This is a genomic window from Microbulbifer maximicatervae (SeqCode), assembly GCF_056232625.1.
Map to the genome: position 1 here is coordinate 2,015,731 of NZ_CP174324.1, position 17,396 is coordinate 2,033,126.

Consider the following 17,396-nt stretch of genomic DNA (forward strand, 5'->3'; position numbering starts at 1 on the left):
ATCGCGCCGCAGCGCCAACGAATACCGGGTCACCGAGACTTAGTCAGCAACCTCGTGGCCCAGCACCAAAACAATACTTTTGTGCTGCCGCCAAATACACAAGAAGCCCGCACCCACCCCTCCAGGGCAAGTCACACGGACTTCAAGGCTTTTAATTTGGTGGGGACGGGGAGACTCGAACTCCCACACCTTTCGGCACCAGAACCTAAATCTGGCGTGTCTACCAATTTCACCACGTCCCCAAATCGAACCTGCCGCTAACTCTTTGATATTTAAGCGCTTTCGCTACTTTTTTAGAGCCCATCGCGACAAGGGGTGCAGATTGTGCCACAGCATTTTGGGGTCTTCAACACTTTACTGAACACTTTTCTCATAAAATAAAAAAAGGCGCCTCAAAGGCGCCTTTTTTCGGGGTCTAATTTCCTTAGACTCGCTCTACAACAGTGGTAATACCCTGCCCCAGACCGATACACATGGTAGACACACCCAGGTTGCCGCCCTCATTCTGCATAACGCTCAGCAGGGTGCCAGTAATGCGCACGCCAGAGCAGCCGAAGGGGTGACCCAGGGCAATAGCGCCACCGTACAGGTTGACCTTCTCATCCATCTGCTCGAGCAGATCCAGGTCTTTCAGCACCGGCAGCGCCTGCGCGGCAAATGCCTCATTCAGCTCAAACTTGTCGATATCGCCAACAGTTAGACCCGCTCTCTTGAGCGCCTTCTTGGTAGAGGGCACCGGGCCATAACCCATAATGGACGGATCAACACCAGCCAGCGCCATTTCTTTCACGCGAGCAATAGGAGTCATACCCAAAGCCTGAGCGCGCTCAGCGGACATTACCAGCATCACAGAGGCACCGTCGGTAATCTGAGAGGAGGTGCCAGCTGTTACCTGACCGTGCTTCGGATCGAATGCTGGCTTCAGCTGAGCCAGACCTTCCACGGTGGTGTCCGGACGGATGGTTTGGTCCGTCTCAACCAGGAAAGGTACGCCGTCATCGTCATGACCTTCAATAGCGATAATTTCGCGATTGAATTTGCCAGCCTTGGTAGCTTCAGCAGCGCGATGGTGAGAGCGTGCACCGAACTCATCCATCTGCTGACGTTGGATACCGTGCATCATCGCCAGGTATTCAGCAGTCATACCCATGGAGCCGGCAGCTTTAGCCATATAGCGACCCAGCATTGGGTTGGGGCTAACATGCTCCATCATGTTCAGGTGACCCATGTGCTCAACACCACCCACAACGTACACATCACCAACGCCAGCCTGGATGTTGGCAGCTGCAGTATGCAGGGAGGACATAGAAGAGCCGCACAGGCGGTTGACGGTTTGCGCCGGGATAGTGTGTGGCAGACCAGCGCGCAGCAGGATAAAGCGAGCTACGTTAAAGCCCTGCTCATCGCGCTGCATAACACAGCCCCAGATCAGGTCATCGATCTCGGCGGGATCGAGCTTATCATTGCGCTGCATGAACTTTTTCAGCAGCTCAGCGGACATATCATCGGCGCGAACATGGCGATATACGCCATTCTTCGAGCGACCCATGGCCGTACGCGCGTAGTCGACGATTACGGCATCTCTAGGATTTAAACTCATCGCTATTCTCCTTACTTGTCGCCGTAGTAGGTTTTGCCACTTGCGGCCATTTCACGCATGCGATCGGTCGGCTTGTACAGCTCACCCAGATCGGCGTACTTATCGGCAATCTTCACGAATTCATCCAGACCAATGCTGTCCAGCCACGCGAAGATTCCACCGCGGAACGGGGGGAAGCCAATGCCGTAGATCAGCGCCATATCAGCTTCAGCTGGGGAATCCACGATACCCTCTTCCAGGCAGCGAGCCAGTTCGGTTGCCATAGGCACCATCATGCGCTCGATAATTTCGTCTTTTTCAAACTCGCGACGTTCAGCAACGTGCGGCTTAAGCAGCTCGTAGGACTCTTCAGTAGCCACTTTCTTCGGGCGACCTTTTTTGTCCTGCTCGTAGCTGTAGAAGCCATTGTTGTTCTTCTGGCCGTAACGACCCGCTTCATACATAACGTCGGAAGCGGCGGTAAAGGTTTTACCCATGCGATCGGGGAAGCCTTCAGCCATTACGCTTTCTGCGTGAACACCGGTATCGATACCGACAACGTCCATCAGGTAAGCGGGGCCCATCGGCCAACCCCAACGCTCCATCACCTTATCAACGGCCTGGAAGTCAGCGCCATCGCGCACCAGCATGGAGAAACCGGCAAAGTAAGGGAAGAGAACGCGGTTAACCAGGAATCCAGGGCAGTCGCGTACAACAATAGCCTTCTTGCCCATCTTGTTTGCGTAGGCAACAACGCGAGCTACAGCTGTGTCGGAAGTTTTCTCTCCGCGAATCACCTCAACCAGCGGCATTTTGTGCACTGGGTTGAAGAAGTGCATACCGAGGAAGTTCTCCGGACGAGAGAGCGGCTCAGCCAGCTGGTTAATAGAAATAGTGGAGGTATTAGAAGCGATGACAGTGTCTTCGCTTACTTTGGTTTCCACTTCTTTCAATACTGCGTGCTTCACCTTGGGATTTTCAACCACCGCTTCCACAACAACATCGATATCGTTGAAGCCGTCGTAGCTCAAGGTAGGCTCGATACGGTTGAGCACTTCACCCATTTTAACGGGGGTCAGGCGCTTGCGATCAACCAACTTGGACAGCAGCTTGTTCGCCTCATTCAGACCAAGATCGATACCCTTCTGGTCGATATCCTTCATCTTGATCGGAGTGCCTTTGTAGGCAGACTGGTAAGCGATACCGCCACCCATAATGCCAGCACCCAATACTGCCGCACGCTCAATCGGCTTATCGGCCTTCTTCTCCCAACCTTTGGCAACTTTACCAATTGCCTGGTCAGCCAGGAACAGCCCTACCAGAGACTTCGCAGTGCCGGTCTGCGCGCAGAAAATGAACTTCTCCTGCTCGATTTTCAGCGCTTCATCACGGCTCAGCTTGTAGCCCTGTTCGATTGACTCAACCGCAGCTACGGGAGAGGGGTAGTTTTTACCCGCCTGCTGACCCACAAATGCCTTGGTGGTAAAGAAGGCCATTAGCGCTTCAGTATCATTCAAGGGGATTGGAGATTTCTTCAGCTCGCGAATGGCTTTGTAGTCCAGCTCGCCATTAATAGCGCGCTCAAGCAGCTTGACCGCTGCATCTTTGAGCTTGGCAGTGGGGATAACCGCATCGACAGCGTGAGCTTCCAGAGCGGCGGCAGGCTTCTGCTCCTTACCCGCTGCAATCCACTCAGCAGCAACATCAACACCCACTACACGCGGCAGGCGAACAGTGCCACCCCAGCCCGGAATCAGACCCAGCTTAACTTCCGGAAGGCCAACTTTGGCCTCTTCGCCCATCAGGCGGAAGTCACAGCCAAGACACACCTCAAAACCACCGCCAAGCGCGTAGCCATTAATTGCTACCGCAGTCGGTACCGGAAGGTCTTCCAGGCGGTTGATATTTTCGTTGTTCTGATTCATCAGATCAGCAACGCCCTCTGCACCTGCAGAGAAGGCACCACCAAACTCAGTGATATCAGCACCAACAATGAAGACGCCTTTACCGCTGGTCAGCAGTACACCTTTTACACCATCCGCTGCTTCGATAGCATCCAGCGCTTGGGAGAATTCAGAAACCGTCTGACGGTTAAATTTATTGACGGATTCGCCTTGCAGGTCGAATTTGAGCTCGGCGATGCCGTTGTCCAGCATCTGTACCGTGAGCGCTTTGCCACTAAATAACATTGATTGACCTCTTTTATTCTGGGCCGCGATCCTGGGCCCGGGGTCGGAATTTTTGTGCAACCAAGGGCCGCCCCGCACAGCGCGGTGACACTTAGGCCCAATTTGGTCAGCCGTAGTATAGCCAGATTCAAACGATTGTTTGAATACTATTTCTTACAAATGGAGTGGCACCAGGAGTGCCAAAGTACAGAAATTCGCCAGTTTGCGAACAGAGAGAAATTAAAGCTGGGCTAGTCTATCTCGGATCGTGCTGCCTTATCAGCCACTTGGCACGAACTCCCTCTTTTCTAAACCACCTTTCAGGAATTGGGCTCTTGAAGGTCGGGATGCCCATAAGCCGGCATCATTGCGCTGACAACTACACAGTCACAGCGACCTGTATTTCGAAAGCGGTGCGGACGCTGAGCATCAAAATAATACCCATCACCGGCACTCAGCAGGGCAAAGTCGGAGCCAACCGTAACCTCCAGGTCACCACTGACAACCACCCCACCAATCTCCCCCTCAGCAGATTCGAGAGAAAAGCCGGTGTCATCCCCAGCCGGAAATACTTTCCACAATAGCGACATGCCGCAGTTTGCTTTTGCCCCTCCAAACAAACGGCAGGACACAGAGCCGTGACCGATCTCAGGCACTTCATTTCCGCGAAAAAAAATTTGCTTTGCGCCCGATATTTCCAAGGAAAAAAAATCGGTTAGCGGCATAGGAATGGCGCCCAATATTTTTTTTAAGGAGCTTACGGAAGGGCTAACCTTTCCCAATTCAATAAAAGAAATTGTTGCGTTGGTTACCCCAGCCCGTCTCGCCAACTCCCTCTGTGAGATACCGTAAATGTGGCGCACCATTTTTAAGCGGGCGCCAACATCCTCTTCAGGATCATCCATGCTCCCCATTAGCTCCTTTTGTGCAATCTCCCTTCAGGTAAAAATCACCGAAATTGAGGCATTATGTAAAAGCCAATCACACCATATCTTCAAAGGGATTTCCATTTGGCAGCTTCACCGGCGGCATTCCGGGTAAACAAATTTCTTCTTCTGAGATAGTGATCTCACTTTCATTGATCATGCCCTCACCAAATCGATAAATAACATCAAGCTCACCACGAGAAGCCTTGGTGTTGTACTTTTCGCTCTGCTCTACAACCTTCTCGTTCAACGCTTGAGACGTCACAATGGCCGATTTGCCATGACGCTTTTCCATCATTGATTTTGTGATCTGCGGGGACAAAATTGTTGCCGTCGCATTATTTCCGCCAAAACCTTTCGAGTTTAAGAACGCTAAATCAAGCGCACCCCTGCCCCTATCGGTATGTTCAAGGGAAATATCCAAATGCTTACAATGAACATCATCGGCGATGTGATCAACGGTGGTCACTCCCGGGAGAATGCCGCGATCAAATACACCTAACGCTGTAACTAACTGATCTCCACTGGCTGAAGCGACGGTATGCCCCAAAAAGGCCTTGACCGCACAAATCGGCCACTCGGCAATGCCAAATGCGCCGGCCAAACGATCAAAAATGGCGGACTCAGTAACCCGATTTTGCGGCGTACTGGAGCCATGGGCCTGCACAAAGCTGCGACGCCGCAAACTATCCTCACCCACAATTGCCCGCGCCTCCGCCATTGCCCTGGCCATCGTCAGGTAATTCCCGGGACCCGGCGCAGAAATCGATTTCTTTGTACCGTCGGCATTGGTAAACACACCGGCAACCGAACCATATACGGAAGCACCCAACTCAAGCGCCAGAGCATCATCCATTAAGATGACCCACTGGGTACCCTCACCCAAGGTAAAACCACAGTTCTCACCGAACGGGCGACTGGTGCGTCGATAATCAATTTCACCAGGGAAAAGCTTGCGTAAATTCTCGGTAGTGGCAAGAGCACCCATCGTTGAATAGCCATCGACAACTTCAGGCACAAGGGGCGCCTCAGCCGCACCAATTACAGCGACCCGCGCCCTACCCGAGCGAATATCTTCAACGCCAGCGCGAAGGTTGTACAGGAAGGTTGCGCAAGCACCGGCAACAGCGCCAGTAGAACCGACATTTCCGAGCACATAAGCGTTAACAAAATCCGCTGGCATACTATTTAGACCAAGCGCCAGTTGTTTAGAGCTTACGCGGCCACCTCGCAGGCGGGACTGCAATAGACCACCGTTGCCAAATGGGTCCAGCTGACTCATTGCCGAGGCGGCATAGAGTGAAATATTTCCCGGCCCAGCCGCAGATACAACGGTATCCCAATCAACCCCCAAAGACTGCACAGCATCTGATGCGCCCAAGAGGGCCAACTGCAGTCCCCTCGGGTGAAATCGAGAGTTATATTTAGTGCCCGGTTCAAATCCGGTTGGGAGCTGGCCGGCAGCAGCCACACTTATCTCGCGGTGGCTATCCAACAAAACTGACAGCTCAGCTGTGGTGACCCGAACCCTGCCGCCCTGGATATGCTCCAAGTGCCAATGAGCGGGCACAGGCTGCGGAAGCTGCCGGGTGGAAATTTCGAATGTCAGGCCCTGGGGGTTTGCGAGCTGGGCAGACTGATGGAAATGGCACTTGCGGTAGTCGTAATAGCGACTCTCTAGTTCGCGCACCAAAGTACCATCCAACACCTGCTGCTCAAGGGCAGAGTCCAAAATGCCTTCAGCGTTGTCTCCGGTACGCAAGCCCATCAGGGCGGCCAGGTCGGAAAGAGTGCTATCCCTCTCTTCCTTACCCAGTTTATCTAGCACGAGGCGAGAGTACCCCCTATGGAAAGAACTACGTCCAGCAGGGTTGAATCCACCGAATGCGGTGATTACGGGAAGGCGCTGCATCCTGACCTCCAGCCAAGCACTTAACACTATAAAAATAAGAGATGCGAGTGTAGGGGGTGGCGATTCTGTCCAGTTATGGGCATACTGGCCAGCAAAATTGAGTGTTTTGGCCAATAGCGCAAGTGCGCATAGATGTGTAATGCGAACAGTAACTTTTCTACTTATCGACCAGATGCTGGCAACCGGTACCGTTCTCCCACTTGAGATGCTCCGCGGTGCGGAGAGTCGCGCCAGGGTTGAGGGCATCAAGGGCAGCCTAAAACTGGTGACCGCCAGTTTGGATGGGGCACCAGTAAATACCCGCTGCGGGTTTACCCTTCAACCGGACGTCGCTCTTAGCGATGCACCAGATAGCGACCTAATCTACATCCCGACCATGTGGCGCAACCCCCGCCCCGCCCTTAAGCGAGGCGGAAAAATATTGGAATGGCTGCGCCAACAGGAAAAACAAGGAGCTGCAATTAGTGCTGTGGGTACCGGAGTTTGCTTTTTGGCCGAAGCGGGCCTCCTTAACGGAAAACCTGCAACCACCCACTGGCATTATTTTGATCAATTTAGCTCAGACTATCCAGAGGTAAAGTTAAAACGTCAGTATTTTATTACCCAGGCAGACAAACTTTTCTGTGCGGCCAGCGTCAATGCCCTCGCCGACGTAACGGTTCATATGATCCGTCAACTGTATGGACCGGCCATCGCCAGTCATGTGGAGCGCAATTTCTCTCACGAAATTCGCCGCCCATTTGAAGAGATAGCCTACTCAGAAGGATCTGTTCACCTACACCCAGACGAAGATATCGTTCAAGCCCAGGCCTGGCTCAAAGAACATTGTAATACCGAGGTGCGCCTTAGCGAAGTGGCACAACTTTTCGATATGAGTGTGCGATCGTTCAATCGCCGGTTCAAACTTGCTACAGGACAGACACCACTGCAGTATTTACAAAATGTCAGGGTTGACATGGCGCGCGAGCTTTTACAATCAAGCAATTTATCGGTCAATGAAATTGCTGAAAAAGTTGGTTACCAGGATATGGGGCATTTCACAGCGCTATTTAAAAAATTCCTGGCAACAACTCCAAGTGAATACCGCACCACGGTGCGAGCCAAGCTATTCAGGGTCAATACTTAATTTTCTTAGAAAAATAACATCGCTGTGGACAAACTGGAGCTCGGCACCGAGTGACCGAGCTAACCATTCAAATGTCTTCACGCTAAAGAAGCAAATATGTGTAGGGTCTCTGATATAGTGCCACGTGGCGAAGCGCTCTGCAGAAATAACCAGTTTCGTCATCAGGGCCATAACCCCCCCTGTGCGAAGCCTTTGCCAAAGGCTTTCAAGCTCTTCTCCTGGCTTCACAAGATGTTCGATCACTTCTGTAGCAACAATAAAATCGTAGCTCCTATGCAGCGCCTTCCTGGCCGGCATGTAAAAGTGATCATACAGGTCCACCCGGTGTCCACTCTCCGCCAAAATTCTGGCCAATAAAGGCGCCGGGCCACAACCAAAGTCCAGGCCATGGCAGGCCCCACTCAACTCTTTCAGTAACGGCTGCGCGCAACGACTGAGAAATTGATGATAACCGTCATCCTCCATCGAATTCTCATGGAGGTCGTAATAAGCTCTCTCTTTTTCAGGTGTCAGATGGTATTGCGGCGGCACAAAAACGAGCGCGCAGTTATCACACTGATGATAACTGCGGAATTTATCCTGATGGTAAAGCTGTACCGCGCTTTGGCGGCACAGCGGGCAATGAAGTGACAACTTACGCTACTGCAGCAGTGGACTTAGTCTCACTCTCTTTGTGCTGCAGCACATTACCTTCTGTAATCGAAATTTTTCGTGGTTTCATCGCTTCAGGTATTTCGCGTACCAATTCTATATGTAACAACCCATTAGCCAGTTTTGCATCGGTCACTTTCACGTGATCGGCAAGTTGAAAGCGCCGCTCAAAATTTCTTGCGGCGATACCCCTGTGTAAATAATTTCCCTGGCTATTACTTTCTGGCTTAGTACCGCTAACCACTAAACGATTTTGCTCTACCTGAATATCGAGTTCAGACTGCTCAAAGCCGGCGACAGCCATGGATATTCGGTAGCTATCCTCACCAGTCAGCTCTATATCGTAAGGGGGGTAGGAAGGCTGCTTTTGCTCGCTTGTGGTCATTGCATCGAGCAGACTAGCCATACGGTCAAAACCAATTGCAGAGCGATAAAGTGGAGAGAAATCAAAATTACGCATTATCATATCCTCAATTCAGAGCAATATTTAAAACCACGTCCGTCAAATGACCGGACTCTATCCAGGGGCACTTTTCATTGAAGCTACCACCTGTACAACATAGATATGGGCAGAGGTTTCTAATTCAAGGGTGACAGATAAATTTTATGCCAAAAAATCACAAAAAACCTTTAGAGCCCACTTGTCGAATCTTTATCGGCATCCAGCTGGATAAAACAACACAAGAATTTTTAAATTATTTAACGAGCTTCATCACGGAAAAACAAAGCGCCTCATCCTTAGCCAGCACCCGCTTGATAACCTATAAGAACCGTCATATCACCCTTTGTTTTTTAGGCCAGATTCCAATAAAAACAATACCGCCACTAAAAACCGGCCTGACCTCAATCGCTCGAAACACAACTGAGACGAAAACTCGCCTATTTAAACTTGATACCTTCCCAGGCAATGATGCTCATCTAATCGCCGCAGAAATCACAGCCACCAAACAATTGACGGCCTTGCATATGTCCGTCAAAAGCCTCGCAGAAAGCCTATCGATACCGACAGAAAACCGGCGCTATCGCCCACATATCACCCTGTGCAGAAACAGGAAACAATTTCACGGATTTTCTCCAATCGACCTAGAACACCCAATAACAATTAACAATATTACTCTCTACCAAAGTCAACCAAGCCCGACTGGAAGCCTTTACACCCCCCTACTAACAACTATTCTACAGTCGCGGTAAAACTCCTCCCCACCGGTAAAATCTATTTTCTGGAACCCCAAAAGCAAAAAAGCGAGCCTTAGGCTCGCTTTTTTGCTTGTTCACTGAAGAATTAATTCAATTCTGACAGCACATACTCTGGGTACATAACCAATCTTGGTCGAGACAGGCGACGCGCATCAAAAATAAAGACATAGCGAGCCCCGTCATCCTCAGCCGGAATTGTACGGCGGAATTTCCAAGTGTTAATTTTATAAGTTTGGCGACCTGACTCAACGGTAGTCACCAAGCGATATTGATTTTCCCCCAAAAACTCAAAGGGCACTCTTTCCCCCCCAATTGGCCGCAACTCAAGATCCCGGAACGTTTTTCTATCGTTACCTTCTTCGTCAGCCAGGAGATCACTCAGGCGTGCTGTTTCCCGCTTTACATAATCCAACAAGTCGGCATCGATCTCTCGCTTAGCAACAGCTTCCACTTTTTTAGCGGGCTCCTCGCGCTTTGGCGGCTCGACCTGAGCTTTAATTTGCGGGGGCTTTGGTTTCTCATTAGTAGCAGCAGCTCGCGCCATAGCTGCCCTTCTCTCGGATGCTTCAGCCTTTGCCAGCATATCCTCAACCATCTTGCTAATTTTATCCTGCTGGGCAGAAATCTTAGCTTTGGCATCAGCAATTGCCTGTTTCTCTTCAGCCAGTTTTTGTTGAAGCTGCTGATGATTTTCTTTAATAAACTCGAGACGACGTGAACGGCTATCGACACCTCTCTCCGCCATAGCGAAGGCATGCTTAGCCTTCTTCAGGCGACGCTCAGTATCTGAGCTGGGGGTTGACTCATGAGCCCGGGTCGCCTGATTGAGTTCCTGGCGACTCGCTTCGTATTCCAGGCGCAGGTCATCGAGAGATTTCTGGGCCTGCTCGAGCTTATATTCATAGGAGAGCAGCTCATTTTCGACATCCTCGAGCCCAACACTCCTATTTTCAAGAGACTGTTCCAATCGCGCAAGACGGTTCTTCTCCGCCGTGAGGGGCGTCTGCGCTTGTGCCACTGCCCCACCCATAACTACTAAGCCCGCCAAAAGGAGCGAGCAACACCGCTTTACCGCCATCGTCGTGAACCCATTTCTCGAATTGATGTGTTTCGTGTTTTGGAAGCGCAGCGACTCTGAACCTACGACAGAGTGAAGCTACTGCGCAATATGGTCAATTTTACGCAGGGAGCAAGCTATGAGCAATGACCTTGCGTTCACCTGAGCCAACCAGCTGATCAATAAACCTTCAAATCCACAATATTGAGTCACCACAGTGACACCACTCCAAAATTTATATGAAATTTTTCTGCGATAGCGCTTGATTTTTTTTTTGGCGGAAGCATTATGGATACCAGGGAGAAGATCGCTGGACTCAGCGGAAACCCGACCCGGACGTAAAACACCCTAAGCTGCTTTGTCAGCAAACAATCGTTGCGATTCCGGCAGCTCGGCGCTTCAACTGCAGCCTCGAACCCTCCCACTAGGGCGCCCTACCTTCTTTACAGCAAACCGCAACAGCGGCCTGCATGGTTTCTTTTAACCGGAGGTATGTGCCCATGAAATCAGCGCCTAACGATAACATTGTGTTCCGCGACATTGACAAGTCAGCCGCCCTGGCGACTACCGTATCCAAGAAGTTAAACAAGCTGGAACGTTATTGTGGCGACATTATACATAGTCGCGTAGTCCTCGAAGCTCCCCATCAACACAAAACTAAAGGCAGACACTTCAAGGCATCACTAGAGCTTGCGATTAGTGGCAATCCCGTGACTATTAGTAGTGAGAACGAATCCATACACCGAGCGGTAAACGACACATTCGCCTCCGCCGAGCGCTGTCTGAAAGAGCGTAGTGAACGCAAGAAAACACGGCGGCACCAAGCCCTACAAGAGGCTGTAGAAGAACCCAGCTAAAAACTGGGAGTCACAAAAAAGGCGGCAAAATGCCGCCTTTTTCATTATTCACAACTGCAACTTATATCTACAGCGTAACAACAGCACCTAACCTGTAACTGGAGTTCTCATAGTTACAAACTCCTCAGCAGCGGTGGGGTGAATTCCAATCGTTGAATCAAAGGTGCTTTTGGTAGCTCCTGCCTTAAGTGCTACAGCCATCCCCTGAATAATCTCCCCTGCGTCATCGCCAACCATATGCACGCCAATCACCTTGTCGTTGGACGCATCTACAACCAGCTTCATCAATGTCCGCTCTGTATTCCCACTCACAGTGTGACGCATTGGTCTGAATTCCGACTTATAAATAGTGACGTCGAGTCCAGAGTCCCGTGCCTCTTCTTCAGACAACCCCACAGTTCCGATATTCGGTTGACAGAAAACCGCTGTAGGAATGTTGTTATAGTCAATTTCAGCCGTCTCTCCCGTGCGCCAATGCTTAACCAAGGCCATAGCCTCCGCCAAGGCAACAGGAGTAAGCTGAGGCTCACCCGTTACATCTCCCAGTGCAAAGATTGACTGCACACTAGTTCTAAAATTATCGTCCACAGAGATTGTGCCATCCTTGTGCAAGACAACACCCTGCTCCTCTAGCCCCAACCCTTCAACATTTGCTACGCGCCCAGTAGCGTAAAGCACCATATCCACATTAATACTGGAACCATCATCGGCATGAGCGAGCAAGCTGCCATCTTGAAGCTTCTCAATAGAGACAACGTTGTGGTTAAACTTTAAATCAATATTTTTCTTCTGCATCTCATCGCGAACAAAAGTGCGAATATCCCGATCGAATCCTCGCAAGAATAAATCTCTTCGATAAGAGAGGTGCACGTTTGCGCCGAGACCAGCAAAGATGCCTGCAAATTCAACGGCAATATAACCCCCACCAACAACCAAAACTCGCTTGGGAAAGTTTTCCATTGAGAAAACTTCATTGGAAGTCAGCGCAAATTCCCGTCCCGGAATATTCGGAATAAATGGCCATCCGCCTGTCGCCACCAAAATACGCTCTGCAGTAATTTCTTTGCCGTTAACAACAACACTGTGAGGACCTTTGATGCTGGCTCTGCCATTTAGGGTTTCCACCCCAGAGTTATCCAGCAAATTGCGATAAATCCCATTGAGTCGAGCAACTTCTTTTGCGTTGTTATCCCGCAGTGTTGGCCAGTCAAACTCAACTCCCGCGCTATTCCAGCCATAGGCTCGAGCATCAGAAAAGCCTGCGGAATAACCACTCGCATAAACAAATAATTTTTTGGGGACACAACCTACATTTACACAGGTCCCCCCCATATAGCGGTCTTCAGCCACAGCGACCTTCATTCCTTGTGCAGCAGCCATCCTACTTGCACGCACGCCACCAGAGCCGGCACCAATAACAAACAGATCAAAATCATACTCAGCCAAAATAAACTCCCACTCAGCTATGCTTCGAATAATTTTTAAACAGCCCGACAATAAGTTTTCTGTGAACAACCATCTCAAGCTGACAATTCTTACTTAATAACCGTTGACACTTGACTTCGCTTTGGATATTCATGTGACTGCTGTCACAGATATCAGCCCGCCAGAGGAAATTGCACAACAAAAAAACCTGAGGCGGATAAAATAACAGTCATTAATAAGAGCAAAACCTATGGGCAATAATATGAAATACCCAAATGCAGTGATGCAGCGCGCCCTATTGCTTACCTCTCTACTGCTCATCAGCAATTTAAGCAGCGCAAAGTCTCATCCATCCTATCTGTCAGAAAAATACTGTGGCGATGTGGTTGAACAATTTGTCGGCTCGGGCATGCGTAGCCTCGACAAGTATATCAACCATAACTTCAACCCCGAATACACCGGGGGAATTCGCAATACAATACAGTTTCTTGAACAGAGGTTGGACTGGCTGAGCGAGTGCGATGATTACCTGACAGACACCACAAAAAGCTCAGTATTTCACAGCAAAGACGACACACAAAAGATCTTCACCGCCATCAGAGAGTTAGCCAAGGAGCTCCAACACGTCCGGTCTGGAGTTGAATATCGGGATGAATCGGGAAATAACAACCCCGCCCCCTTCATACAGCGCCGCTATGAAGCCCTGGCCCAGCTGGTTGATCGACATCACACCCGCATGTTGATGAAAAAACAGTTTCAATAAGTTGCTGACTAAGGGGGCAGATTTTCGCCCCCTTACATCAAATAGTCAGCCCAAGAGATTGGCTTACGATCCCAGTAGCTACTCGGTACCCGCCTTCCGAACCTTTGCTTCCTTTCGCGAGCTAAGCCCAACCATAGAAAACAACTCGGGCATCCTCTCTTTAAGGCCACCACCAATACGGGCCATAACTGATCTCAGGCGAGGGCGCTGCTTTTCAGTAAAAGGGATTGGCCGACAGCTTTGCATTGTCGCCAAGCCGATACGCGCAACAAACAGACTGGCTCCGACCCCCTGCCCCAAACGCACAGATACTGTGCTCAGCATGCTATCGCCAACAAGTTCCGGCCACATTTCACTGATCGCATACTCACTCGCGCCAGTGTAGGCGACCAAAGACAAAACCCTCTTGAACAAGCGCCATCGCACCACAAGAGACGGCTGCACGCCATAAATCTGCGCCACATCATCAATCATTCGCAGTGACTGCCTCAGGGCAACCAGAATATCGATACTGGCAAAAGGGCTCAGCCCAACCAGTGCACCAGTGCTCGTTGAGTGGCGCACGACTCTCCTTAGAGCTTCTTGGTCAAGGGCATTTAAGAAGGTAACCTCTAAATGCTCTAACAACTCACTGCTATCGTAATAGTCAGCTGCCTCATCTAGAACTCGATTGAGCAGTACACCTTGGGGCTTACCGGCAAAATGCTCCTGCAAATTGCGCCTGAATACTTGCGCCTCTTGGTGACTGCGGCAGTCTCGGGCCTCGGCAGCCATTGCCTGAGTTTTTTCAAGCTTGTTCAGTGGGCGCCCCGCTCGGAAAAACTCCCACACGGAACTACCAATGATTGCACTGAAGCCCGCCATCAAAACAGCCACAAAAAGTCCCAATCCCCAGTGTTTATCGACCGCCCATTGATAAAGTCCATAAAACTCCCATCCGACCACGACCACCACTACTGCAAGCACAGAGAGCACTGCTGGCTTTAGCCACTTAAACCGGAAAGTGGGTAGGCGCAACTCGGAGAAAGCAATCCGATCAGGAAGAGACTCTCCAGTGGTTATTGACCTAGGAATCTCCGCTGACTCATCCGCCAGCGGTTCCACCCGCGTTGCATCTCTGTGCGGGACCTCCTGTCCAGGCTCATCTAGCGACTCGATACGTGTTTCGCGACGGTACTCAGTATTTTTATCACTGTTAATCAAACCTTATCTCCCAACAGAAGGTTCAAAAGAGCATCCACCCGTATATGTGGAATATGTCCTGCCTGCATTCCCACTGGAGGCCGCAGCTGTGGTGGTGCAGCTCCCGCATAGTGGCTCCACCCCTGCTCTTCATAGGGTGCCTGGGCAAAAATTTCCGCATTCTCAAAACCCAAATACTGCCCTTCGAGGTCATAACCCATCAGCATTCTCCGTCCATTCTTCTGCCCCTCTCTAGAGCAGCGAACCGCGGCAATCGCCTCACTAAATACCGGCAAACCCCGGTGACGGGCATCGGAGAAAGTCTGTTGCAACTGCTGGCCTAGAAGCTGCCTCAAAGCATCGTGGTCGGCAGCAAGTACCTGATCGACTTTAGTCGCAGCAAAAAGGAGTCGATTAACCTTTGGGCGCCATAGCTTGCTTAAAAACCCCGATTCGCCATAGCGGAATGTATCGGCAATATGAGCAAATGCCAGACGCATATCTTCCAGGGACTGTTCACCAGCAAATAGAGTGCCAATCATATCTACCAGTACCAGTTGTCGATCGATATGTCGAAAATGGCTGTCTACAAAGGGTTTTACCTGCGTCTGTACATAGCGTTCGTAACGCGCCTGCAAAACCTTAAAAACACTACTCTCAGACAAAGCAGCTAACTGCCCAGCATCTAAACCACGCAAATCCAGGAGTGGAACTACCCCGTACGCCTCCTCGTCTAGCAGCGCTCTACCAGGCTGTAAATAACTGAGATTCAACTTGGTTCGGCAACTCAGGAGATAAGCTCGGTATTCCCCCCATAATTCGTCCAAATTTACTTCACTGGCATTCGCCTGGGGGGACAGTGCTGCCAGCTGAGCTGTCAAGCGGGGGGCCAGCATTGATCGCGCATCTGTAGAAAATAGGTGTGCTTGATGACGACACCACTCTGCATAGTCCATACGCAATAGCGGCAAGTCCATCAACCATTCCCCGGGGTAGTCACGCAACTCCACTACCAACGTCTTTCTACCACTACCCCGAAAACGGCGCCGGCTGCGTAAATGGATGTGTAACTCCATAGCCGAAGCATCTCTAGTGCTCTGTGGCCAACTAGGTGGCTCAGCCATCAGTGCCGACAGGCAGGTCTGATAGTCAAACGGCGCCAAACCAGAGTCCAGCGCTGGCTTCAACTCTGCCCCCAACAGATCGCCATTGAGTGCAGGGGCAAAACCAGGTAATTGAGACTTCTCCGGATTGCAGAGTTGGTATATCAGACTGGTGAGAAACGTGGACTTGCCAGCACTACTGAGCCCAGTGATACCGATACAGATGCGTCGGTCCAACAAGCGCTCGGCGGCCCAGTGGGATTTATCCTGGGCCTCTCGGCTCCAGCGCCGTAGCTTTTCTTTTAAATGTGGGCGAGATTGACTCTCGCGAGACATAGAATCTTCGCGGTCCAGCGACACACACTCTGTCACTTTGGGTTCCATATAAAGCTGACTTCCAGAAATGGGTATAGAGAGGACGATGGAGGCTCAAGAATGCCCCCAAAAAAGAAATAGGCGCACAGCCTTACTGACCGAACGCCTTAGATGCAAAGGGGGCTCAGGAGCCGCCGCTTAGTCGACCAGCGCTACGTCTCCCGACCCCATCACTGAGAAGGAGTCAGTTCCTGGCCGTTTCAAAACAATATCACCCGATCCCATTATTGAGCCGCTGGCATTATCGGCGCGCAGACTGCGGCCAATAAAATCACCTGAACCCATGAGGCGAACGTTCACATCGGCAACTCGCCCGCCAACCAACATATCGCCGGAGCCTTGTATCTCCGCAAGTAAACTCTCACCGGTAATAGTACTTATCTTCATGTCGCCAGAGCCTGTCACCGCTACTTCCCCTTTGACAGTCAATGCCTTGTTGAGGAATAAATCACCGGAACCAGTAACATACGCTTTCAAGGATTCTGCGGCGACCTTGTCGATATTGATCATTCCTGAACCTGTCACCCCCAAAGTTAGGCCTTCACTCTCAACACTTGAAGATCTAGCCTCACCAGAGCCAGTCACCTTAAGAGCCTCAATTTTAGGCATCGTCACTGTAAAGTTAACTTCATCTCCCTGCCCTCGGGATATGGTGACAAATCCAAAAAGGTTCTGGGTGTTTTCCTCAACGGATAACTCCAACCTTTCCCCTTTTACCTCAACTTTGACGTAGGGCATTGTGCTGACAGGGCCGACAGCGACAACTTCAAAACTGTCCCCCTGAATCAACTTCAAGTGAGAACTTCCCTTGAGAGACACCTGAGTGAACCCTTCCATATCGAAACGCTTAGTTTCCATTTCTTCTGCCTGGGCATTAGTGCAAAACGCAGCGACTGTAGCGAGGACTACTACCAGCGGGGCAAAGAGCGTCTTCTTCAAAATCATCATTAGAGGAATCTCATCGTTATTACCAGTTCATACCTATGTGACTCAGTAAGCGGGGGACTTGGATGCAGTGTCCCACAAATATTTTGGGGACACCATGTGACCAAGCAGTCTAAAAAATCAATCTTAA

15 protein-coding genes and 1 tRNA gene are annotated in these 17,396 nt (G+C 50.6%); 4 read left to right on the forward strand and 12 right to left on the reverse strand.

What is annotated here, in order from left to right:
* Positions 1-157: 157 nt before the first annotated feature.
* The 5 genes from ACJJI6_RS08750 to ACJJI6_RS08770 form a co-directional block, all read right to left on the reverse strand.
* A tRNA-Leu gene (locus tag ACJJI6_RS08750) sits at positions 158-242 on the reverse strand.
* 182 nt (positions 243-424) lie between these two features.
* The gene (gene fadA / locus ACJJI6_RS08755; RefSeq protein ID WP_413665174.1) at positions 425-1,600 is read right to left on the reverse strand and encodes an acetyl-CoA C-acyltransferase FadA; all 1,176 of its coding nucleotides are present in this window, start codon (positions 1,598-1,600) and stop codon (positions 425-427) included.
* 11 nt (positions 1,601-1,611) lie between these two features.
* Positions 1,612-3,768 (reverse strand): fatty acid oxidation complex subunit alpha FadB, encoded by a 2,157-nt coding sequence (gene fadB, locus ACJJI6_RS08760; protein WP_444896706.1) that lies wholly within the window; start codon positions 3,766-3,768, stop codon positions 1,612-1,614.
* Positions 3,769-4,067: 299 nt separating this feature from the next.
* Positions 4,068-4,652 (reverse strand): type II toxin-antitoxin system RelB family anti-toxin, encoded by a 585-nt coding sequence (locus ACJJI6_RS08765; RefSeq protein ID WP_444942156.1) that lies wholly within the window; start codon positions 4,650-4,652, stop codon positions 4,068-4,070.
* A 76-nt stretch (positions 4,653-4,728) separates the two neighbouring features.
* On the reverse strand, positions 4,729-6,585 hold the full coding sequence (locus ACJJI6_RS08770) for a beta-ketoacyl synthase (RefSeq protein ID WP_475713154.1): 1,857 nt from the start codon (positions 6,583-6,585) through the stop codon (positions 4,729-4,731).
* Positions 6,586-6,724: 139 nt separating this feature from the next.
* Between ACJJI6_RS08770 and ACJJI6_RS08775 the strand changes: the two genes are divergently transcribed.
* On the forward strand, positions 6,725-7,711 hold the full coding sequence (locus ACJJI6_RS08775; protein WP_413665170.1) for a GlxA family transcriptional regulator: 987 nt from the start codon (positions 6,725-6,727) through the stop codon (positions 7,709-7,711).
* On the opposite strand, the gene ACJJI6_RS08780 is transcribed toward ACJJI6_RS08775, so the two are convergent.
* Together ACJJI6_RS08780 and ACJJI6_RS08785 are read right to left on the reverse strand one after the other, a co-directional pair.
* Positions 7,691-8,344, reverse strand: a complete 654-nt coding sequence (locus ACJJI6_RS08780; protein ID WP_475713155.1) for a class I SAM-dependent methyltransferase — start codon at positions 8,342-8,344, stop codon at positions 7,691-7,693. The genes ACJJI6_RS08775 and ACJJI6_RS08780 overlap by 21 nt on opposite strands.
* 1 nt (position 8,345) lies before the next feature.
* Positions 8,346-8,822, reverse strand: a complete 477-nt coding sequence (locus ACJJI6_RS08785) for an Hsp20 family protein (RefSeq protein ID WP_444912651.1) — start codon at positions 8,820-8,822, stop codon at positions 8,346-8,348.
* 146 nt (positions 8,823-8,968) lie between these two features.
* Between ACJJI6_RS08785 and thpR the strand changes: the two genes are divergently transcribed.
* Positions 8,969-9,553, forward strand: coding sequence for an RNA 2',3'-cyclic phosphodiesterase (thpR, locus tag ACJJI6_RS08790; protein ID WP_475713156.1), 585 nt, complete (start codon positions 8,969-8,971; stop codon positions 9,551-9,553).
* A 91-nt stretch (positions 9,554-9,644) separates the two neighbouring features.
* Here the strand turns inward: thpR and ACJJI6_RS08795 are convergent, their stop codons facing one another.
* On the reverse strand, positions 9,645-10,577 hold the full coding sequence (locus ACJJI6_RS08795; RefSeq protein WP_444905774.1) for a hypothetical protein: 933 nt from the start codon (positions 10,575-10,577) through the stop codon (positions 9,645-9,647).
* 539 nt (positions 10,578-11,116) lie between these two features.
* On the opposite strand from ACJJI6_RS08795, the gene ACJJI6_RS08800 reads away from it, so the two are divergent.
* A complete protein-coding gene (locus ACJJI6_RS08800) occupies positions 11,117-11,473 on the forward strand; it encodes an HPF/RaiA family ribosome-associated protein (protein WP_475713157.1) in 357 nt (118 codons plus the stop codon).
* 87 nt (positions 11,474-11,560) lie between these two features.
* Here ACJJI6_RS08800 and gorA read toward each other — a convergent pair whose 3' ends face one another.
* A complete protein-coding gene (gorA, locus tag ACJJI6_RS08805; RefSeq protein WP_475713158.1) occupies positions 11,561-12,919 on the reverse strand; it encodes a glutathione-disulfide reductase in 1,359 nt (452 codons plus the stop codon).
* A gap of 241 nt (positions 12,920-13,160) precedes the next feature.
* Here gorA and ACJJI6_RS08810 point away from each other — a divergent pair, with 241 nt between their 5' ends.
* Entirely contained in the window at positions 13,161-13,661 is a 501-nt protein-coding gene (locus ACJJI6_RS08810) for a hypothetical protein (protein ID WP_413665163.1), read from the forward strand.
* A 78-nt stretch (positions 13,662-13,739) separates the two neighbouring features.
* On the opposite strand, the gene ACJJI6_RS08815 is transcribed toward ACJJI6_RS08810, so the two are convergent.
* The 3 genes from ACJJI6_RS08815 to ACJJI6_RS08825 all read right to left on the reverse strand — a co-directional run bounded on the left by ACJJI6_RS08815 (position 13,740) and on the right by ACJJI6_RS08825 (position 17,269).
* Complete coding sequence (locus ACJJI6_RS08815) at positions 13,740-14,864, reverse strand: TIGR01620 family protein (RefSeq protein ID WP_475713159.1); 1,125 nt, start codon at positions 14,862-14,864, stop codon at positions 13,740-13,742.
* On the reverse strand, positions 14,861-16,330 hold the full coding sequence (locus ACJJI6_RS08820; RefSeq protein ID WP_475713160.1) for a YcjX family protein: 1,470 nt from the start codon (positions 16,328-16,330) through the stop codon (positions 14,861-14,863). Before ACJJI6_RS08820 ends, ACJJI6_RS08815 begins: the two co-directional genes overlap by 4 nt.
* Positions 16,331-16,459: 129 nt before the next feature.
* Positions 16,460-17,269 (reverse strand): GIN domain-containing protein, encoded by an 810-nt coding sequence (locus tag ACJJI6_RS08825; RefSeq protein ID WP_444905779.1) that lies wholly within the window; start codon positions 17,267-17,269, stop codon positions 16,460-16,462.
* Positions 17,270-17,396 lie beyond the last annotated feature (127 nt).

Coding starts and splice junctions, on each gene's coding strand:
- ACJJI6_RS08800 (WP_475713157.1), top strand. CDS start 11,117: ATGAAATCAGCGCCTAACGATAACATTGTGTTCCGCGACATTGACAAG.
- fadB (WP_444896706.1), bottom strand. CDS start 3,768: ATGTTATTTAGTGGCAAAGCGCTCACGGTACAGATGCTGGACAACGGC.
- thpR (WP_475713156.1), top strand. CDS start 8,969: ATGCCAAAAAATCACAAAAAACCTTTAGAGCCCACTTGTCGAATCTTT.
- ACJJI6_RS08785 (WP_444912651.1), bottom strand. CDS start 8,822: ATGCGTAATTTTGATTTCTCTCCACTTTATCGCTCTGCAATTGGTTTT.
- ACJJI6_RS08770 (WP_475713154.1), bottom strand. CDS start 6,585: ATGCAGCGCCTTCCCGTAATCACCGCATTCGGTGGATTCAACCCTGCT.
- ACJJI6_RS08825 (WP_444905779.1), bottom strand. CDS start 17,269: ATGATGATTTTGAAGAAGACGCTCTTTGCCCCGCTGGTAGTAGTCCTC.
- ACJJI6_RS08820 (WP_475713160.1), bottom strand. CDS start 16,330: ATGGAACCCAAAGTGACAGAGTGTGTGTCGCTGGACCGCGAAGATTCT.
- ACJJI6_RS08810 (WP_413665163.1), top strand. CDS start 13,161: ATGAAATACCCAAATGCAGTGATGCAGCGCGCCCTATTGCTTACCTCT.
- fadA (WP_413665174.1), bottom strand. CDS start 1,600: ATGAGTTTAAATCCTAGAGATGCCGTAATCGTCGACTACGCGCGTACG.
- ACJJI6_RS08765 (WP_444942156.1), bottom strand. CDS start 4,652: ATGGATGATCCTGAAGAGGATGTTGGCGCCCGCTTAAAAATGGTGCGC.
- ACJJI6_RS08775 (WP_413665170.1), top strand. CDS start 6,725: ATGCGAACAGTAACTTTTCTACTTATCGACCAGATGCTGGCAACCGGT.